At 73.8% G+C, this 18352-nt stretch carries 18 protein-coding genes; 6 read left to right on the forward strand and 12 right to left on the reverse strand.

Annotated elements, in window-relative coordinates; genetic code table 11:
- Window positions 1-209: 209 nt before the first annotated feature.
- Together B9W62_RS07240 and B9W62_RS07245 are read right to left on the reverse strand one after the other, a co-directional pair.
- Window positions 210-1460, reverse strand: coding sequence for an NAD(P)/FAD-dependent oxidoreductase (locus tag B9W62_RS07240; protein WP_087806301.1), 1251 nt, complete (start codon window positions 1458-1460; stop codon window positions 210-212).
- Between the two features lie 213 nt (window positions 1461-1673).
- Window positions 1674-2693 (reverse strand): MerR family transcriptional regulator, encoded by a 1020-nt coding sequence (locus tag B9W62_RS07245; RefSeq protein ID WP_087806303.1) that lies wholly within the window; start codon window positions 2691-2693, stop codon window positions 1674-1676.
- Between the two features lie 162 nt (window positions 2694-2855).
- Here B9W62_RS07245 and B9W62_RS07250 point away from each other — a divergent pair, with 162 nt between their 5' ends.
- The 4 genes from B9W62_RS07250 to B9W62_RS07275 all read left to right on the forward strand — a co-directional run bounded on the left by B9W62_RS07250 (window position 2856) and on the right by B9W62_RS07275 (window position 6548).
- On the forward strand, window positions 2856-3464 hold the full coding sequence (locus tag B9W62_RS07250) for a sigma-70 family RNA polymerase sigma factor (RefSeq protein ID WP_087806305.1): 609 nt from the start codon (window positions 2856-2858) through the stop codon (window positions 3462-3464).
- A gap of 106 nt (window positions 3465-3570) precedes the next feature.
- Window positions 3571-4407: a DUF4397 domain-containing protein gene (locus tag B9W62_RS07255; RefSeq protein ID WP_087806307.1), complete on the forward strand. Its 837-nt coding sequence runs from the start codon at window positions 3571-3573 to the stop codon at window positions 4405-4407.
- A gap of 223 nt (window positions 4408-4630) precedes the next feature.
- Window positions 4631-5056: a class F sortase gene (locus tag B9W62_RS07260; RefSeq protein ID WP_256976220.1), complete on the forward strand. Its 426-nt coding sequence runs from the start codon at window positions 4631-4633 to the stop codon at window positions 5054-5056.
- Window positions 5057-5819: 763 nt separating this feature from the next.
- A complete protein-coding gene (locus tag B9W62_RS07275; RefSeq protein ID WP_087806311.1) occupies window positions 5820-6548 on the forward strand; it encodes an SDR family oxidoreductase in 729 nt (242 codons plus the stop codon).
- A gap of 77 nt (window positions 6549-6625) precedes the next feature.
- Here the strand turns inward: B9W62_RS07275 and B9W62_RS07280 are convergent, their stop codons facing one another.
- The 8 genes from B9W62_RS07280 to B9W62_RS07320 form a co-directional block, all read right to left on the reverse strand.
- Window positions 6626-7135 carry a copper chaperone PCu(A)C gene (locus B9W62_RS07280; protein ID WP_087806313.1) on the reverse strand — a complete coding sequence of 170 codons (510 nt, stop codon included), beginning with the start codon at window positions 7133-7135 and terminating at the stop codon, window positions 6626-6628.
- Entirely contained in the window at window positions 7132-9456 is a 2325-nt protein-coding gene (locus tag B9W62_RS07285; protein ID WP_087806315.1) for a heavy metal translocating P-type ATPase, read from the reverse strand. The genes B9W62_RS07280 and B9W62_RS07285 overlap by 4 nt, the downstream gene beginning before the upstream one ends.
- Entirely contained in the window at window positions 9456-9710 is a 255-nt protein-coding gene (locus B9W62_RS07290) for a hypothetical protein (RefSeq protein ID WP_179235381.1), read from the reverse strand. Before B9W62_RS07290 ends, B9W62_RS07285 begins: the two co-directional genes overlap by 1 nt.
- A gap of 179 nt (window positions 9711-9889) precedes the next feature.
- Window positions 9890-10549, reverse strand: coding sequence for a DUF5134 domain-containing protein (locus B9W62_RS07295; RefSeq protein ID WP_087811789.1), 660 nt, complete (start codon window positions 10547-10549; stop codon window positions 9890-9892).
- On the reverse strand, window positions 10546-11613 hold the full coding sequence (locus B9W62_RS07300) for a PepSY-associated TM helix domain-containing protein (protein WP_256976222.1): 1068 nt from the start codon (window positions 11611-11613) through the stop codon (window positions 10546-10548). The genes B9W62_RS07295 and B9W62_RS07300 overlap by 4 nt, the downstream gene beginning before the upstream one ends.
- A 235-nt stretch (window positions 11614-11848) precedes the next feature.
- Window positions 11849-12499 (reverse strand): sigma-70 family RNA polymerase sigma factor, encoded by a 651-nt coding sequence (locus B9W62_RS07310; RefSeq protein ID WP_087811790.1) that lies wholly within the window; start codon window positions 12497-12499, stop codon window positions 11849-11851.
- A 317-nt stretch (window positions 12500-12816) separates the two neighbouring features.
- A complete protein-coding gene (locus B9W62_RS07315; protein WP_087806319.1) occupies window positions 12817-13539 on the reverse strand; it encodes a hypothetical protein in 723 nt (240 codons plus the stop codon).
- 292 nt (window positions 13540-13831) lie between these two features.
- Window positions 13832-14308 carry a MarR family winged helix-turn-helix transcriptional regulator gene (locus B9W62_RS07320; RefSeq protein ID WP_087806321.1) on the reverse strand — a complete coding sequence of 159 codons (477 nt, stop codon included), beginning with the start codon at window positions 14306-14308 and terminating at the stop codon, window positions 13832-13834.
- A 102-nt stretch (window positions 14309-14410) separates the two neighbouring features.
- On the opposite strand from B9W62_RS07320, the gene B9W62_RS07325 reads away from it, so the two are divergent.
- Window positions 14411-15502, forward strand: a complete 1092-nt coding sequence (locus B9W62_RS07325; protein WP_087806323.1) for an alkene reductase — start codon at window positions 14411-14413, stop codon at window positions 15500-15502.
- Between the two features lie 40 nt (window positions 15503-15542).
- Entirely contained in the window at window positions 15543-16460 is a 918-nt protein-coding gene (locus B9W62_RS07330) for an NADP-dependent oxidoreductase (protein WP_087806325.1), read from the forward strand.
- A 37-nt stretch (window positions 16461-16497) separates the two neighbouring features.
- Here the strand turns inward: B9W62_RS07330 and B9W62_RS07335 are convergent, their stop codons facing one another.
- On the reverse strand, window positions 16498-17772 hold the full coding sequence (locus B9W62_RS07335) for an MFS transporter (RefSeq protein WP_087811791.1): 1275 nt from the start codon (window positions 17770-17772) through the stop codon (window positions 16498-16500).
- A 17-nt stretch (window positions 17773-17789) separates the two neighbouring features.
- Window positions 17790-18329 (reverse strand): ArsR/SmtB family transcription factor, encoded by a 540-nt coding sequence (locus B9W62_RS07340; protein WP_087806327.1) that lies wholly within the window; start codon window positions 18327-18329, stop codon window positions 17790-17792.
- Window positions 18330-18352 lie beyond the last annotated feature (23 nt).

An 18352-nucleotide genomic window follows, 5' to 3' on the forward strand; every position in this document is an offset into this window, starting at 1 on the left:
GGCGCAGGGCAACCCTCGCGCCTCGGGCGGCTGCTTCGGCGGTGATCGCACCACCCGGCACGCCGGTGGCACCGGCCACCGGTACTCGGGCCTGACTCAGCTCCACGCTCACTCCCCCGCACACGGACACGGACAACAAATAGAATCGATCGTCACTGCTTCCGCAGCGGGGCAGTGTGCGGATGCGCACCTCACGGCTCGCTCGCGCCTCATCTCTCCGGCCCCTGGTCGGCGGACGCCTCTCGCGCGGCGCGCGCTCCGGAGGCCAGGGCGCCCTGCACCGAACCGGTCGCCCGGTGGTCCCCGCACACGTACCTGCCCGGGCCTAGCCGAGTGCTGCGGCTGAGCGGCCAGGGCGGGAGCATCGCGGGCAACGCGCCCTCGATCGTGCGGGCCGCGACCTGATGCCAGTCGCTCGTGTCGGTGCCGTACAGCTCGGCCAGACGCCGGAGCACCGTCCGCCCCCTGTCGGGCGGGTCCGTGCCCAGTACGGAGGTGGAGACCAGTGCGGTGCCGGGCGGAGCGTAGGTGGGCGCGACCTCGCTGAGGACGCAGGTGTTGAGAACCGCTCCGGTGCTGTCCACCATCAGGGTCGGCTCGGCCATCGGTGCCCTGTCGGTGGCGTGGTAGTAGGTGGTCACGGTGCGGGTGTCCGGGACGGTCAGGCCCGGCAGCAGGCGGGCCGCGGTCGCCGGGTCCGTCGCCACCACGACGACCCGGGCCGGCACCTCGGTCCCGTCCCCGAGCAGGACCCCGGCGTCCGTGATCTCGGCGACGGGCGTACCGAGGCGCAGGACGCCGTCGGGCAGACCGTCGGCGAGCCGGGCGGGCACGGCGCCGACGCCCTCCGCCGGCAGGCACAGCGATCCGCGGACCATGCTGCGCCAGACCAGGTGGAAGAACCGGGCGGAGGTCTCCAGCCGGTCCTCCAGGAAGACGCCGGACAGGAACGGCCGCAGGACGTCGGAGATCACGGCGTCCGACAGCCCCGCTCTGGACAGGGCCGCCGAGGTGGGGCGATCCGGGCGCCGTCTGGTCGTGGACACGGGCAGAACGGCGTCCCGTGCGGTGAGTGCCGCCAGCGCGGCCAGATCACGGGCCGACAGGATCCGGCCCGGCAGGAGTGCCCCTGCCGCACCGGGTTCCCTGGTCGGATCGGTGAGGCGGACCAGTCCGGTCGACGTATGCGCGATCACACCGGCGGTGAACGGCCGCAGGCGCAGGCTCCTCAGGTCGAGGCGCCGCTTCACCTGCGGATACGAGGTGTTGAACACCTGGAAACCCCGGTCGAGGAGGAACCCGTCCCGCCGGTCCGTGCGCATCCGGCCGCCCACACCGTCGGACGCCTCCAGCAGGGCCACCCGCCATCCGGCCCGGCACAGATCCAGGGCGCACGCCAGGCCGGCCAGACCTGCACCGACGACGACTGCGTCCGGTGCCCGGCGATGTTCGTCGCTCATACGTCTCCTCGGTCGACGCCGTACACGTGGCCCCCGGAGCCGAAATAGTCCGCCCGGCCTCCGTCTCGGCCAGTACCCGCAACCGCCCGGCACAGACCGGTGCCGGAACGCGGCGCCGGCACCCGTCGGCCGGGCGTGGCCACCTGTCCAGCGGACCACGTCCCCCGGCCGACACCCCGGCGCCACGACCGAGAGTCCCGGGACGACAACACCTCACGAGAACTGCGCCGACACCAACGGCTCCAGAACGGCGACCGCTTCGGCGAGCCCCGACGGACGCGCCAGACCGGCGACCGTCCGTCCCGCCCAGCCGGGGCCCAGGGTCAGCACGACCGGCCTGCGACGGGCGCCGCGCACTCCCCACTCCATCGCGGCCACGTGCTGGGCCAGCGGCCTGCTGGCGGTGGTGCGCGACTGTGCCCACAGTCCCACGGCGGCCGGCCCGGTCCTGCGCACCGCCGCGACGAGCGACTCGACCGGCAGGGCACCGCCGAACATCCGCACCGGAACACCTCGCTCGGTCAGTGCCGCCGACAGGACCTCCAACGGCAGGGTGTGGTTCTCCCCCGGCACACAGGCGAGCACCGTGGTGGCGCCGGGACGGTCCGCGACCGTGCGGGGCGCGGCGCGCCGAAGCGCCCCGGAGACGTGCCAGGACAGGAAGTGCTCTACCTCGACGTACTTCTCGCCCGACGTCTCCCACTTGCGGCCGACGGCCTGGAGCGTCGGCACGATCACCTCGGTCCAGGCGGCGACCAGTCCGTGTTCGGTGATCGCGGCGAGCAGCAGTTCGTCCAGGACGGCGGCGTCCAGGCGCAGGGCGGCCCTGGCGATTCCCCTGCACTCCTGACGTGCGTCGCCCAGTCGCAGGCCGCTACCCGCCCGGCTCCGGCGCGCGGGCGACGACGCCGGTGGTGGCCCGGCGGCGCTTCGAGACGGAGCCGCCGACGGCTCCTCGCTGCGCGCCAGCCGTGCCGCCTCGGCCGGTGGCAGCCCGGTCGCCGTCAGCGCGCACATCCGTTCCAGCCTCGCCACGTCCGCAGCCGTCCAGCGCCGGTGCCGGCCGTCCGTGTGGGCGTCCGGCCCGAGCCCGTACCGGCGGTCCCACGTACGGACCGTGGTGGGCGCCACCCCCAGTCGCCGCGCCACCTCTCCGGTGGTCAGCCCGCCTTCCTGCCGGTCGCCGTCGCCGTCGCCGAACCGGTCCTCGCCGCTTTCCCTCTGTGTGCTCACGCCTCCACCGTACGACGCACAAACGACGCATGTTGCCTGCGTCGTTTCAGCCTCGAAAACTGGAGCAGAGCGCACGGCAGCCGCGCAGGGCAGACCGGCGGACCCGCCGTTCGGCGGACGGCCCGTTCCGTCCCCGTACGACGCACGGCAGGAGGAACGGCCATGAACACGGACACACGACGGACCGCGACGCTCGTCCCGCCCGTGGAGGAAACGCGGCACGAGGAGGAACTGGCTCGTGGCCTCGCCTGCGCCGACGAGGAAGCGTTCGCGGTCATCTACCGCCGCTGGGGAGCACTCGTGCACACGATGGCCACCCGGTCCCTCGGTGACACGTACGAGGCCGAGGACGTGACCCAGCAGGTCTTTGTCGGAGCCTGGCGCGGTCGGCACGGCTTCCGTCCCGAGCGGGGCGCGCTCGGCGCGTGGCTGGTCGGGATCACGCGCCGCAAGATCGTCGACGCGCTGGCGGCCAGGACACGGCGTCTGGCCCTGGTCGAGTCGGCTGCTCAGGACGCGACACCGACCCGGTTCGTCCAGCAGGCACCGGACGAGGTTCTCGACCGGGTGCTGCTCGTGGAGGCCCTGTCCCGGTTGCCGCACGCTCAGCGGGAGGTGCTGTGTCTGGCCTTCTACGAGGATCTGACGCAGGCCCAGATCGCTGAGCGCACCGGTGTCCCCCTGGGCACGGTGAAGAGCCACGCCCGTCGCGGCCTGCATCGGTTGCGCGCGGCCGTCGACCGGGCCGACGTGCACGGCACGGGCATCTGACCGGGGCGGAGCAGTGACGCCCCGGGCGCATCCACGGCACCGCCCACCGGCGAAACCCATGTGAGACCCACAGCAGGCAAAGCCTCCCTTTGAAGGGATGATCCCCATGACCTCCCGGACCACCGTCGCCGTCGCCGCCTCCACCGGGGCCTGCGCCCTGGCACTCGGGGTGACCGCACCCGCCATTGCGGCCCCCGACCAGGCACAGGACCAAGCCATGGTGTCCGTCTTTCACGGCATCCCCGGCATGACGGTCGACGTCTACGCCAACGGCGACGAACTGATCGGCGACTTCAAGCCCGGCACGGTGACCGACCCGCAGTCCCTCGACGCCGGGACCTACGACATCCAGGTCTTCGAAGCCGGCCAGGGCCCCGAGGGCAAGCCCGCCCTGGAGAAGCAGGTGAAGGTACCCGAAGGCGGCAACGCCACGGTCGCCGCCCACCTCTCCGCCGGGGGCAAGCCCGAGCTGACGGCGTTCACCAACGACGTCTCGAAGGTGGACGCCGGCAAGGCCCGCCTGACGGTCCGCCATGTCGCGGCCGCACCGGCCGTGGACGTGCGGGCGGGCGGGCAGCCCGTCTTCACCGGCCTGACGAACCCCGACGAGGGCACCGCAGCCGTCGACGCGGGCACCGTGAACGCCGATGTCGTCCTCGCCGGCACGGACACCGTGGCCATCGGACCGGCCGACCTCGGCCTCAAGGAGGGCACGAGCAACGTCCTCTACGCCTGGGGCAGCGCCGACGACAAGAACCTGGCTCTCGCCACCCAGACGTTCAGCGGCATGGAATCGAGGCCCAACGCGGTCCACGCGGGCGGCAGCGGCGCCGCCGTCACGCCGAACTCCCCCGACCAGTGGCTGGCGTGGGCCGCCGCGGCCGGAGCGGTCACGCTGACCGGCGTGCTGCTGGCCCGCCAGGTCTCCGGCCGACGTGGGTGAGGCCGCGCGACGGCTGACCGGACTGGCGACGGCGGCTGCCGCTCTGGCCACCGTCCTCGCCGTTTCGGGCGGGCCGTCGGCAACCGCCCCGGCCCCGCCCGACTTCGGGCCCGCGCCCTCGCAAGCTGCGCAGCAGCAGCCGGCGGCGGCGGCGGCCCCGTTGCTCAGCAGTACACAGTCGCGGTCCGACGCCGCTGCGGCAGCGCCGCCCGAGCGTGTCGAGGTGCGAGCCGTGGGCCTGGAGGCCCGTGTACGGCCGGTGGGCGTGACCGAGCGGGGGGCCATGACCGTCCCCGAGGGCCCCGCCGTGGCCGGCTGGTACCGCTACGGCCCGGCCCCCGGGGGCCGCGAGGGATCGGCCGTACTCGTCGGACACGTGGACAGCGAGACGGGCGCCCTCGGCGAGTTCGCCGCACTTTACGACATACAACGTGGTGACCGCGTCGAGGTGCGGCGAGCGGCGGCCGCGCCGGTCGCCTACCGCGTCGTCTCGCGCACCACCGTGCCCAAGGACGAGCTGCCGCCCTCCGTGTTCCGCCGGACGGGCGACCCCGTCCTCACACTGATCACATGTGCGCCGCCGTTCGAACCCGAGCGCGGAGGCTACCTCGCCAACCTCGTCGTCACCGCTGAGCCGCTGCCCGAGTGACAGCCGCACGCGCCGGCGGCTGCGCGCGCAGAGACCAGGAAGCCCGAGACACAGGAGAGCGCAGTGGGTCACGTGGAGCCGTCCCACCTGGTGGAACTGGCACTCGGTCATGTGAGCGGCGCCGAGGACGCCGACGCCCTGCGGCATGTCGCGTCGTGCCCGCGCTGTCGCGGTGAACTCGCCGAGACGACCCGCGTGGTGGCCGCCGCGCGTGGTGCGCGGGCGGGGGACCTGCCGGCGGCTCCGCCCGAGCGCGTGTGGCAGCGCGTCACGCAGGAGGTGTTCCGTCGTGCCGACAGGCTCCCGCACCCCGGAGAGCACCCTGCAGGTCGGCCTGCACCTGAGGGGAAGCGCGGTGTCCGGAGCCTACGGACGGTCGGCTCCGGGGCCCGCGAGGGCTTCTTCGCACTGGCTCTGGCCACCGGAGTCCTTCTCGTCCGGTGGTTGCGGATCCGGGCTGGTCGCGGGCCTGGAAGAGCTCCGGGGGTCCGAGCCGCTTCTGGGCGAAGGCACGACCCTCCCGGTTGAGGATGACAGCGCCGACGGTCCAGACCTCGCCCGCGCCGGGGCTGGGCACTTCGACATCATGGTTGATCGTGAACGACCGTGTGTGAGTGGCCATGACCGATAGCGTAGGGCTGGCTTTCGTCCGGCTTCCAGGCGTCGTGGTGGTCGGCGGCGGCGTCATCCGTCCGGTACCGGGCCGCCCGTGCCGCCGCGATGCACCGCACCCCTCCGATCAAAGAGAACCTGGGGCGACACCATGAGATGGGACAACCACCGCGTCGTCGTCACGGCCGCCGGCCGGGACTTCGGACGTACCCTGGCCATCCGCCTCGCGGACCTCGGCGCCGAGGTCTTCCTCTCGGCGCGCCGGCTCGCCGCCGCCCAGCGAGTCCGCGACGAGATCCGCGACCGCGGACACCAGCGGGTGCACGCCTACGCGTGCGACCTGACGGATCCCGCCTCGATCCGCGACTTCGCCTCCGGCGTCGCGGATCACACGGACCGTGTCGACGTACTCGTCAACAACGGCTCTCGCTACCTGGCCGGGCCGGACCTGCTGTCCGCGACCGACGCCGACGTCGTCGACACCCTCGCCTCCGGCGCCACCGGCACGGTGCTGACCACGAAGAGCTTCCTGCCCCTCTTGCTCAACTCGGCCAAGCCGGATGTCGTGACGATGGTCTCCGCATGCGGAACGCCGGGCCACCACCGGTCCGACGCGCACGACGCCTTCTACGCGGCCAAGAGCGCCCAGGCAGGGTTCACCGAGATCCTCTCCAAGCGCCTGCGACCGCAAGGAGTGCGGGTGATCTCGCTCTACCCGCCCGACTTCGTCAACGCCGATCCGCTTTCCGAGGAGTGGGAGACCGCGCCGCGCGGAGCCGAGGACGCCCTCACGTCCCAGTCCCTCGTGGAGTGCGTCCTCTTCGCCGTCGCCCAGCCCCGCGACTGCTTCATCAAGGCGTTCCACTTCGAACAGCTGTGACCCACGCTCGCCCGCGGCCGCACGACGGCTGGGGCCGGGCCGCGTCTCACGGCGGCTCCCGCGTCGCGGCGGCGGCGTCAGGAACCGGGCCGGACGACCACCGCCAAAACCTCCACGGGCCCGCTGTGTTCGAAGTGGAGGGTGAAGGGCACCAGGTCGCCCGTCTCCCAGCGTGCCGCGGCCGGGACGGTCACGTCGCTGCTGTGCGGTGACATGTCGAGGGTGCCGTCGGCGGGGACGGGCAGTGACTCCACGGGCCGGCGGTAGGCGGCTCCGCCGGCGGTCATCCGATGGGTGCTGAGGGCGATGCCGTCGGTGACGTCGGACGACGTCACCTCCATCAGCCGGTCCCGGGCGCCCCCGGTGTTGGTGATCCTGAAGAACGCCGCCGTCTCCGGGACTCCCCGGGACGGGAGGAAGAGCCGCGCGTCGGTGACGCCGATGCGGGCGGGGGTGCCGGCGTTGCCCGTGGCGGTCCAGACCGCGAGACCGCCCAGGGCCAGTACGCAGGCGCAGACCGGCGCCAGAGCGGCCGGCGCGGTGTCCGCGAGGCGGCGCCGGGTGGGCGTCCAGGTGGCGGACGTCATCGAAGGCTCCTCCCGCGGGCGGGCGTGGCGGACCGACGCGTGCGGGCCGGTGACGGCTGCCAGGCGCGCAGCCGCAGGCTGTTGCCGACCACCAGCAGCGAGCTGACGGACATCGCGGCGGCGGCCGGCATCGGGGTGAGCAGACCGACCGCGGCCAGGGGCACCGTCACGGCGTTGTAGCCGAAGGCCCACAGCAGATTGACGCGGATGGTGGCCAGCGTGCTGCGGGAGAGGCGGACGGCGTCCGCGAGGGCGTCGATGTCCCCGCGGACCAGGGTGACGTCGGCGGCTCCGATCGCCGCATCGGTGCCGGTGCCCATGGCGATGCCGAGGTCGGCTCCGGCCAGGGCGGCGGCGTCGTTGACGCCGTCGCCGACGACGGCCACCCGGCAGCCCTCGTCCTGTAGTCGGCGGACGAGGCGGGCCTTGTCCTCGGGGGTGCAGCGGGCGTGTACGTCGTCGATGCGCAGGGCGGCGGCGACGGCGCGGGCGGGTGCCTCCCGGTCCCCGGTGGCCAGCACCGGCCGTACGCCCAGGCGGCGCAGCCGGTCCACGGCCCGGTAGCTGCCCGGCCGCAGTACGTCTCCGACCTCGACGAGCGCTTCGGTCACCCCGTCGACGCGGACCACGACGGCTGTGTGGGCGGCCGCCTCCGCGGCGGTCAGCGCCTCGGCCAGCGGTGCGGGCAGGTCGTCGTCCGGGGCCAGTACCTCCACCAGGCGTCCCTCGACCTCGCCGCGCACGCCGCGTCCCGGCAGAGCGGCGAAGCCGGTCACGTCCGGCAGCGTCCCGGCCGGCGCGGCGCCCCGGGCGTGGGCCGTGACGGCTTGTCCCAACGGGTGCTCCGAGCCCCGCTCCACCGCGCCCGCGAGCCTCATCGCCTGTTCCTCGCCGATGCCTCGGGGCGCGGCCGTGATCCGGGCGACGCTCATGTGCCCCGAGGTCAGGGTGCCGGTCTTGTCGAGCAGCACCGCGTCGACGTGCTGGAGTCCCTCAAGGGCCCGCGGACCACTGACCAGGACGCCCAGTCGGGCGCCGCGTCCGGTGGCGGCCATCAGGGCGGTCGGGGTGGCGAGGCCGAGGGCGCAGGGACAGGCGACGACCAGGACGGCGACGGACGCGGTGATCGCGGCCTGCGGGTCGGCGCCCGCGCCCAGCCAGAAGCCGAGGACCGTCGCGGCCAGGGTGAGCACGACCGGCACGAAGACGCCGGCGACCTGGTCGGCCAGGCGCTGTGCCCGTGCCTTGCCGGCTTGCGCCTCGGTCACCAGGTGGGTGATGCGGGCCAGTCGGGTGTCGGCGCCGACCGCGGTGGCCCGTACCGCCAGCAGGCCGCCGACGTTCACCGAACCGCCGATCACGGCGGCGCCAAACCCCACCTCGGCCGGCTCGCTCTCCCCGGTGACCAGGGAGAGGTCGACGGCCGAACTGCCTTCGGCGACCGTGCCGTCGGTGGCCACGCGTTCCCCGGGCCGTACGACGAAGACCTGGCCCACCCGGAGAGCGTCGATCGCGACGAGACGCTCCCCCGCGTCGTCACGTACGGCGACCTCCTTGACCGCCAGTTCCGCCAGGGAGCGCAGGGCCGCTCCGGTGCCACGACGGGCCCGTGCCTCCAGGTGCCGGCCCGCCAGGACGAACAGGGGGACGCCGACCGCGGCCTCGAGGTAGATGTGGGCGACGCCGTCCGACGCCGCCGGCACCAGGCTGAAGGGCATCCGCATGCCCGGGTCGCCGGCGCCGCCGAGGAACAGGGCGTAGGTGGACCAGGCGAAGGAGGCCACGACCCCCAGCGACACCAGCGTGTCCATGGTCGACGCCGAGTGGCGCAGCGCCCGCGCCGCCCGCTGGTGGAAGGGCCGGGCGCCCCAGACCACGACGGGCGCGGCGAGCACGAAGCACAGCCACTGCCAGTTGCGGAACTGCCAGGCGGGGACCATCGACAGGACCAGCACGGGGACGGCGAGCAGGGCCGTGACCGCCAGCCGGTTGCGTTCCCGCTGCGCCTCCGTGTCCGTGTCGTCGCCGCTCCCGTCGCCGTGGCCGCTCCCGCCCCTGTTGCCGCTCCCGCCGCGCCGCTCTGCGGGCGGTTCGGGCGGCGCGGCGGTGTATCCGGCCCGCTCGACGGCGGCGACGAGCTGCTCCGGGAGCACCTCGGGCGGATGGTGCACCCGGGCCCGCCCGGTGGCGAGGTTCACGCTCGCGCTGACGCCGTCGAGCCCGGCCAGCTTCTTCTCCACCCGTTTCACGCAGGCCGCGCAGGTCATGCCGCCGACCGCGAGGTCGGTCACCTCCCGTACGGACGCCGGTCCGCCGGCCATCAGTGCCCGCCTCCGTGGTTCATGCCGCCCATGCCGCCGTCCTCCGAGTCCGTGCCGCCACCCTCATGGCCGTCCTGGGTGATCCCGGGACCGTGCATGCCGGGTGCGACGGGGCCGATGCCCCGGCCGACGGCGTAGGAGGCGGCGAACACCAGGAGCAGCAGCACGAGGAACCCGCACAGGGCGGGAGGAGGCAAGAGCCGCCGCACCGGGCCGTCCGGCGCACCGGATGCGGATCGCCGTGTCTGCGCCATCTGTCGACTCTCCCGATCGCTCGCGTCTCGCGCCTCGCGCCTCGCACGGCTGCCACCGGACCGAGCCGCACCGGTACAGGAGTCGGACGCGCCGGCACTTCAGTTCCCCCGGGTTGCATGTGACGCCTGTCACCGGACGGGGCCGGAGTGCCTTGGAGCGGACGCTGCCCGGTCACTCCCTAGACGAACAGGGCGAACATCACCGCCATGCCCAGGGCCATCACGGCGTGGCAGGCCGGGTCGAGTGCGGCGGCTGTGGTGTTCGCACCGGCCGGTGCGGGACCGCCCGCGGGCGCCGGCACCTGTACCCGGGCGAGGTCGAAGGCCCGGGCGAGCCAGACCAGGCCGATCGCCGTCAGGGCCACGGCGAGCAGGGCGGACGCCACGCTCGGTCCCGTCTCGGTGAGGCTCATGGCGGCGAGTCCCGAACCGGCCGCGGCATGCCCCTCGTGCCCGGCGTGGCCCCCGCCTCCGTGCCCCGCCGCCGAACCCGAGGCCGCCATCGCCTCGACCATCCAGGCCATGGCCCCCATCATCAGGGCGTGCGGCCAGGCGGCCGCCACCGCTCCGGTCCTGGAGCGCCCACCGGGCCGGATCAGGGAGGCCCCCACGAACCACACCGCACCCGCCGTGAACAGTACGACCTGCGGTGCCACCGCCAGGTCCATCCCCCACGGCCAGGCCATCGCGATCATGAGGACACCCATCGCGGCGTGCAGCACGTGGCCCACCCGCCCGGTGAGGCCCGTGCCGGGCAGGGCCAGCCGCCACAACCCGTACAGGACGGGTGCGGCGAACATCAGCGTCAGGATCCAGCGCAGTCCGCTCGCGGCGATCATGCGGCGGCCCCCGCCCTGCGGCGCCGCACCACGCCCACGGTCACGTCCACGACGAGGAACACCAGCAACGGCAGCCCGAACAGGGGCAGGTAGTAGCCGACGACCGCGGCGAGCACCACGGCGGGGGCCAGGACGCGCCCCGGTATGCGCCGCCAGGCGCCGCGCGCGGGCGCACGGCCGAGCGCGAGGCCCTCGCTCCGGGTCGGGCGGCGCAGCCACCACATGCGGTACCCCCACAGGATCATCGCGATCAGCCCGATCGCGAGCAGCGCCAGGACGATCTGGTTGACCAGGCCGAACAGCAGGCCCATGTGAGCGTTGATGCCCCAGCTGGTCAGCTTGGCGAGCACGGGGAAGTCGTCGAAACGCTGGGTCTGGGTCACCTCTCCGGTGGCCGGGGCGACCGCCACCGAGTCCTGCCGTACGGGCCAGGAGCGGGTGTTCTCCTTCACGACGTACGCGGTGCCGGCGTCGGCGGGCGGGGTGACGACCAGCACGCCGCGCAGTCCGGCGTCGTGCGCGGAGGCCACGGCCGCGTCGATGCCGACGTCCTTCGTCCCGTCGGCGCCTTCCCTTCCGCCGCCGTCGGCGCTTTCCCTTCCGCCGCCGGCCGCGGGAAGCGCGGTGGAGACCGCGGGTGTGGAGCCGCCCAGGGCGTCCTGGACCTGCCCGATGCTCGTGCCCGCGTGGCCGGACCAGGTCAGGCCGGTCGCCGACAGGCCGAGCAGGCCGATCGAGGCCCACAGCCCCACCGCGCCGTGCCAGGACATCGTGCGTCGCCGCCCCTTGGCGCCGCCGCCCGGCACCACCAGACGTCGCAACCGCTGCCGGTTGCGTGGGGTGCCGGCCCACAGTGCGAGGCCGCCGAGCACCTCCACCCACAGCCAGCTGGCGGCGAGTTCGCTGTAGTTGCGGCCGAACTCTCCCAGGTGCAGGTTCCGGTGGAGGTCGTCGAGCCACGCCCGCGCCGGCAGCCACTGGCCGAAGGTCTCCAGAGTCCCCAGCACCTCGCGGTCGTACGGGTCTACGAACGCCGTCAGCGTGTCGCCGGCGGCGCCGTTCATGGGCTCCGAAGGCCCAGCCCACGGCCCCGACGGCCGAGGCGCCGGAGAGGAGCACCCCCCAGGGCAGCCCCTCCCCCGACATCAGCACGTGTCCGAGGGCGGCGAGCACCACGCAGACGGCGGCGAACACCGCGGCCCGCAGCACACGCAGAAACCCTCCGACCGGCATGGCGCCCCATCCTGGCACCCGGCCTGCGAACACCGGCACCGGGGATGCCGGTCGACCGGGCCACGGTCAGGCCGGGGCCGCCCTCTCGGGGCCGGGCCGTTCCGCGTCCCGCACCAACTCCACCAGCGCGGCACGGGCCCGGGCGACCCTCGACCGGACCGTCCCCACCGGGCAGCCACTGAGTTCGGCCGCCTCCGCGTAAGGGAGGCCGAGGAGTTGGGTGAGGACGAATGCCTCGCGGCGCTCGACGGGCAGCGCGTGCAGCAGCTCGGCGAGAGCGATGCCGTCGTCGAAGCCGGGCAGACCGCGCTCCTGGGCGCGTTCGGCGGCGTCCTGCCAGTCGTCGGTGTCGGCGAGACGCGGTCGCACCGACGCGCGCCGGTGACTGTCGATCACCGCTCGGCGGGCGATGGACAGCAGCCAGACCCGGGCGGAGGAACGGCCCTCGAAGCGGTGCAGGCTGCCCAGGGCCCGCAGAAACGTGTCCTGGGCGAGGTCGTCGGCGGCCTGCGGGTCGACGCCGAGGTATCCGACGAAGCGCCGGACGTCCCGATGAAGGGCGCGGACGAATCGTTCGGCGGCTTCCGGATCGCCGCCGCGGGCGGTGAGCGCCCAGGTCGTGATCAGCTCGTCGGCGGGCGCCCGGTCCTCGGACGTCCGATCCCCAGGCGTCCGGCCCTTGGACGTCCGGCCCTTGGACGTCCGGTCCTCGGGCATCCGGTCCTCGGGCATCCGGCCCTCGGGCATCCGGCCCTCGGGCATCCGGTCCCCGGGCATCCGTTCCTCGGGCGTTCCCGCGGGTGGGCGGGTTCTGTCGCATGCGGCAGTCAGAGCTGGACTGATCACCTGGTGTCCCTTTCGCGGGGCCGGACGGCCGGCGCGCGGGCGTCCGGAGGCCGGACCGGGCGGCGCGGGGCACACGGCGGTCCGGTGAGGGAAGGGGGGCGGGAGCACGCGCGTACCTCGGCGCACCCCCGATGCCCGAAGCCGGCCGGGAGCGGGACGCCCGGGTCGGTGTCGGGGAACCTGCTGTCTCAGCCGACAGCGGTCCCCACGGGCGGGCCCCGGGAAGTGATCGCGTACACCAGGGACAACCGGCGCGGTTCGTGGTCCTCCGTGCGGCCACGGCTGAGGACGACGCGCGGACGCCACGGAGTCACGGGAAGGGCGAGGAGCAGTCGCAGCGGGGCGGCCAGCCGCCCGACGACGGCCCGCAGAATGCGGAAGGCCGCCCGTTCGCCGTGCGCGAGCCACAGACCGGTCAGGCAGGCGGCCAGCAGGTGGGCGGCGAGCATGCCCGTGGCGGACGTCTGGCCACTCATCATGTGGCCGCTCATCATGTGGCCGAGCCCCGTCGCGTGGTCCATGGCATCCGTCGCGCCCATGGCGGATTCGCCGGGGGGCATGGAGTGGATCACCTGACCGGTATGGGCCGAGAGGGCCGCATGGTGGCCGGCGGGCATGCCGTCAGCCGCGCCGCCCGTCCGCAGGGGCGGCGTCGACACTGCCTGTGCGTAGGAGAACCACCCGTGCAGTGCCGACTGGACCGCCACCACGGCGAAGGAGACGGGGAACAGCCCGCGCTCCCGGCCGGCCAGGCACCAGGCGGCCCCGGCGCAGACCACCAGGGCGACGGCGAGCGACCACCACGGCACGGAGGTGTCCGACATCGTGACGTGTCCCAGGGCGGCGAGCAGCACGCAGACGGCCGCGAACACCGCGGCCCTCGTCGTGCGGAGACACCACCCAGCACTCATGGCGGCTCATCCTTGCATTTCCGGTGCACCGTCTTGAAGGAGTACGAGAAGTTCCCGGGCCCGCGACTCGACGCCTCACCGGTGATTCATGTCACGTCAACTGCGGGGAACTGCGGCCCAGTTGTATCCGACGGCCCGCACGCAAGGAGGTGTGTCCGCGACGACGGAACCGACGGAGCGGGCCGGGCGGCAGGGGCCGGGTGCGGCGGCCGGGGAGCGCGCGGCGTGGACTGCGACGAGGAGTCGACGGCGCGAATGGAAGGCGTCCGCCTGAGCCACCCCGGCGCGGAGCTCAGTGACCGGCCTTCGTGAGTACGGATTCCAGCAGGTCGAGGTCGGCCAGGATCTCGGCCTGCCGGGCCGCGTCGAGGCCGGTGGTGGTCAGGCGCTCCAGTTCCGCCCAGGCTCCGGCGACCTTCGCGCGCAGCGCGAGGCTGGCCTCCGTGGCCTCGACGATCATCGCTCGCCGGTCGTGGGGGGAGGTGCTGCGGTGGACGAGGCCGGACTTCTCCAGTCGGGCGATGCTGCGCGCCATCGTCGGGGCGTCCGTTTCGACCGCCGCGACCAGGTCGACCTGCCGCTGCGGGCCGTGGTCCCAGAGCGCCATCAGAATGAGTTCCTGCCCCGGGTGCAGGCCGGTGTCCCGCAGCAGGCGGCCCGCGAGCGCCCGGTGGAGTCGGGCCACCCGGAAGATCGCGTGGCTGACCGGGCCCGCACCGGTGGGCGTGGGCTGCTCCCTCGGCTGTTCTCGCATGTCGTGATCTCGCATGTCGTGATGGTACTCCCGGAAAGTTGTCCGGCTAAGGAAGACGGTCTACGCTTTAGTTGTTCGGCTAAGTATCCGATCGTTCCGATCCTCGGGAGAACCACCATGTCCACCGCTTTCGACCCCACGACCGCAGGAATCCTCAAGCTGCGCAACCGCATCGTCATGGCCCCGATGACCCGCAGCCGCGCCGACGGCACGCTGCCCACCGCCGACACGGCGACCTACTACGCGCAGCGTGCGAGCGCCGGCCTGGTCATCACCGAGGGCGTCCAGCCCTCCGTGATCGGACAGGGCTATCCCGCCACGCCCGGCCTGCACTCGGACGAGCAGGTCGCCGCGTGGCAAAAGGTCACCGGCGCCGTGCACGCCGCGGGCGGCACGATCGTCGCCCAGCTCATGCACACCGGCCGCATCGGTCACCCGAGTACGACGGAGGCCGCCGGGCACGGCGCGCTCACCCCGGTCGGCCCGTCGCCGGTGAAGGCGGCGGGACAGGTCTTCACACCGACCGGTCCGCAGGACCACGTCGTCCCGGACGGGCTGACCGAGGCCCAGATCGCCGAGACGATCGCCGACTTCGCGGCCGCGGCCCGCAACGCCGTCGACGCCGGGTTCGACGGCGTCGAGATCCACGGCGCGAACGGCTACCTGCTCCACCAGTTCCTGGCCACCAACGCCAACCTGCGCACCGACCGCTGGGGCGGCTCGCCGGAGAACCGGATGCGGCTGGCTCTGGAGGTGGCCCGGGCCGTCGCGGCGGCCGTCGGCGCCGAACGCACCGGTATCCGGCTCTCCCCGGCCAACGGCCTGGGCGACACCGTCGAGGACGACCACGCCACGCTCTACCCGCGCCTGGTCGCCGCGCTCGACACCCTCAACCTCGCCTACCTCCACCTGGTCGAGGCCGGGGATCCCGCTCTGACACCCGAGCTGCGGGCCGCGTGGTCGGGCACGCTCATCCTCAACCCCGCGGACGCCGACACCGCCGGACCGTCCCGCCGGCTCGGCCTCGTCGACGGCGGCCAGGCCGACGCCGTCTCCTTCGCGCGGCTGTTCATCTCCAACCCCGACCTGGTCACCCGGCTCGCGACCGGTGCCGCGCTCGCAGAGCCCGACCTGAGCCGGGCCTACGGCGGCGACCGGCACGGCTACACCGACTACCCGGCGCTCGACGGCAGCCTGCCGACGCTCTGACCTTCGCCCCGCCGAGCACCCCACAGGAAGGAACACGACCATGCGCGCCTACACCCTCAACACCTACGGGCCCGACGGAATGACCCCGACCGAGGTGGCCGAACCCGAGGCCGGACCGGGTCAGGTCAAGGTCCGCGTCGAGCACATCGCCGTCAATCCGCTCGACTGGAAGATCCGCAACGGATACCTCGCCGAGATGCTGCCGCTGCCGCTGCCCGTCGTCATCGGCAGCGACATCGCGGGCACCGTCCTGGAGGTCGGCGACGGCGTCGAGGACCTCGCCGCCGGCGACCCGGTGGCCGGCTTCGCGGACTCGGGCGCCTTCGCCGCCGTCGCGGTCACCCGCCGCGAGCGCATCGCGAAGCTTCCCGAAGGACTCGACCCGCGGCTCGCGGCAGCCCTCGTCACCTCCGCCGAGACCGCCCAGCGGGTGATCGGCCTGCTCGGCCCGGCTCCGGCGTCGACCCTCGTCGTCAACGGGGCCGCCGGAGCCGTCGGCAGCGCCGTCACCCAGCTCCTGACCGCCGCGGGCCACCGCGTGATCGGCACGGCGAGCGCCGCCAACCACGACTACCTGCGGCACCTGGGCGCCGTACCGGCCGGCTACGGCGACACCCTGTCCGCCGACCTGCGCGCCGCCGCCCCGGACGGTGTCGACGGCGCGATCGACACCGCCGGACAGGACTTCGTCGCCCGCGTCGAGGGGCTGATCCCCGCCGAACGCATCGTGACGATCGTCGACTTCGCGGCCGGCGCGCGAGGCGCGATCGTGGCGGGCGGCGACCCGACCCGGCTCACCGCCGAGACCGTCGGCGCCGTGCTGGAACAGGCCGCCAGGGGCACCTTCACCGCCGAGATCGACACCGTGTACCCCTTCGAGGAACTCGACCGGGCCCTGGCCCGCAGCGAAGCGGGTCACCTCCGCGGCAAACTCCTCGTCACCGGGCCCTCCTCGTGAGCCTCGTGGCGTCGTTCCGGCGGCTTCGCGGCAGGCGTCACCGCACGTCGGGTGCGCTCTCCCGGGCCGGATCCCTGGACGGCGTGTGATCCGGACCGCCGGCCGGGTCGGCGGCGCGCAGCGCCGCTTCGACCCGGCGGTTGCTGGTCATGGATGCCGTGACGGCCGTCATCGCCAGCAGGAGGACGGCGGCCGCGTAGAGCGGGGTGCGGATGTCGTACGCGGCGGCCAGCCAGCCGCCGAGGAAGGCCCCGACGGGGGCGGCGCACATGGCGAGCATGCGGGAGGTGGAGGCGACCCGGCCCATGAGGCGGGCCGGGACGATCGCCTGCCGCAGGGAGGGGCCGAGCACCATCGTGGCGCCCATGCCGGCCCCGCAGACGGCGAGCGCCGTCCCGGCCACGTACGGGTTCGGAGCCGCGGCCAGGCCCAGGACGGCAAGCCCTTCGGCGGCGGCCGTGCAGGTCAGCGCGGTGCCGGTGCCGAGTCGTCGACCGAGGCGGGAGGCGATGGCTGCACCGAGCAGACCGCCGGTGGCCTCCGCCGTGAGGAGCAGTCCGTAGCCGTAGGTGTCGATGCCGAGGCGGTCGTGCGCGAAGAGGGCGAGTACGGTCTCCACCGCGAGGAAGGCGACGTTCCCGACCGCGGGTCGCAGCGCGAGCCCGAGCAGCAACCGGTCCCGGAAGACGTACGCGGCCCCGGCCCGCGCCTGCCGAAGCAGCGATTCGCGGGTCTCCGGCACGGGTCGGGGCAGGTCGGGAAGCGACCGTACGAGCAGTGCGGAGAGGAGGAACGACACGGCGTCGGCGAGCAGGGGAACCGCCCGCCCGAGCGCGAGCAGGGCGCTGCCCGCAGGCGGCCCCGCGAAGCCGGACATGGCGGTCTGGGCCCCGCGCAGGCGGGAGTTGGCCCGCTCCAGGAGCGCGGGGTCGCGGCCGAGCAGATCCGGCAGATAGGCCGTGGCGGCCGTGTCGAAGAACAGTCCGCCGAGGCCGAGCAGGAAGGCTACGGCCGCGAGCAGCGGAATGCTCAGCACGTCGAGCAGGGCCGCTGCCGCCGGTATCACCAGCAGCACCGCACGCGCCGCGTCCATGGCCCACAGCGTGCGCCGACGGTCCCAGCGGTCCACCAGAGCACCACCGAGCACCCCGAAGAGCAGCCACGGCAGCGTGCCGGCGGCCGTGACGACGGCGAGCGCCATCGGGTCCCGCGTCAAGGTCAGCGCGAGCAGCGGCAGCGCGGCGTGCGACACCCCGTCACCCAGCGAGGACACCGTCTGCGCAGTCCACAGCCGGCCGAACCCCGTCGGCAACTTCCGGACCCGCGTGCTCACTTGGCGCCGTTTTCGGCCTGCTCGCCCGGCGCCGGGCGGAACAGTGCGAAGACGAGGGACGCGTCCGGCAGCGAGGGATCGGACAGTTCCCGGTACTCGTCCGCCAGGGCCTCCAGCCGCGCCCCCAGCTGTGCGAACTGCTCCTCGGTGAGCCGCAGATGCGCCATCCGAACGTGCCGCTCGCCCTCCGACGGCGACGCCTCCAGGTCCGCCACCGCATGCCGCATCAGCACGTCCGGCCCTCCCTCGCCCGGGTCCGGCAGCACGATCGACCGCGCGGCCATCGCGTAATACCGCTCGGTGACACCCCGCACCTTCCGCGTCCGCACCACCTTCACCAGGCCGGCCCGCTCCAGCAGCCGCACGTGATAGCTGGAACTCCCCTTCGCCAGGCCCACCCGCTCGGCGATCTGCGTGATCGTCGCCGGCTCGAAGCGGAGCACGGCCATGATCCGGTGGCGGGTGAGGCTGGAGACCGCGCGCAGTTGCTCTTCCGTGGTGACGTGAAACGTCTCGGGGAGCTCGTCAGTAGGCATGCCCGCAATGGTCAACGATTCTT

Source organism: Streptomyces sp. CS113 (genome assembly GCF_002188365.1).
Classification (GTDB): domain Bacteria; phylum Actinomycetota; class Actinomycetes; order Streptomycetales; family Streptomycetaceae; genus Streptomyces; species Streptomyces tendae.

Coding starts and splice junctions, on each gene's coding strand:
- B9W62_RS07280 (WP_087806313.1), bottom strand. CDS start 7,135: ATGACGTCCGCCACCTGGACGCCCACCCGGCGCCGCCTCGCGGACACC.
- B9W62_RS07250 (WP_087806305.1), top strand. CDS start 2,856: ATGAACACGGACACACGACGGACCGCGACGCTCGTCCCGCCCGTGGAG.
- B9W62_RS07320 (WP_087806321.1), bottom strand. CDS start 14,308: ATGCGAGATCACGACATGCGAGAACAGCCGAGGGAGCAGCCCACGCCC.
- B9W62_RS07290 (WP_179235381.1), bottom strand. CDS start 9,710: ATGGCGCAGACACGGCGATCCGCATCCGGTGCGCCGGACGGCCCGGTG.
- B9W62_RS07255 (WP_087806307.1), top strand. CDS start 3,571: ATGACCTCCCGGACCACCGTCGCCGTCGCCGCCTCCACCGGGGCCTGC.
- B9W62_RS07275 (WP_087806311.1), top strand. CDS start 5,820: ATGAGATGGGACAACCACCGCGTCGTCGTCACGGCCGCCGGCCGGGAC.
- B9W62_RS07325 (WP_087806323.1), top strand. CDS start 14,411: ATGTCCACCGCTTTCGACCCCACGACCGCAGGAATCCTCAAGCTGCGC.
- B9W62_RS07315 (WP_087806319.1), bottom strand. CDS start 13,539: ATGAGTGCTGGGTGGTGTCTCCGCACGACGAGGGCCGCGGTGTTCGCG.
- B9W62_RS07300 (WP_256976222.1), bottom strand. CDS start 11,613: ATGAACGGCGCCGCCGGCGACACGCTGACGGCGTTCGTAGACCCGTAC.
- B9W62_RS07240 (WP_087806301.1), bottom strand. CDS start 1,460: ATGAGCGACGAACATCGCCGGGCACCGGACGCAGTCGTCGTCGGTGCA.
- B9W62_RS07295 (WP_087811789.1), bottom strand. CDS start 10,549: ATGATCGCCGCGAGCGGACTGCGCTGGATCCTGACGCTGATGTTCGCC.
- B9W62_RS07340 (WP_087806327.1), bottom strand. CDS start 18,329: ATGCCTACTGACGAGCTCCCCGAGACGTTTCACGTCACCACGGAAGAG.
- B9W62_RS07285 (WP_087806315.1), bottom strand. CDS start 9,456: ATGGCCGGCGGACCGGCGTCCGTACGGGAGGTGACCGACCTCGCGGTC.
- B9W62_RS07310 (WP_087811790.1), bottom strand. CDS start 12,499: ATGCCCGAGGACCGGACGTCCAAGGGCCGGACGTCCAAGGGCCGGACG.
- B9W62_RS07330 (WP_087806325.1), top strand. CDS start 15,543: ATGCGCGCCTACACCCTCAACACCTACGGGCCCGACGGAATGACCCCG.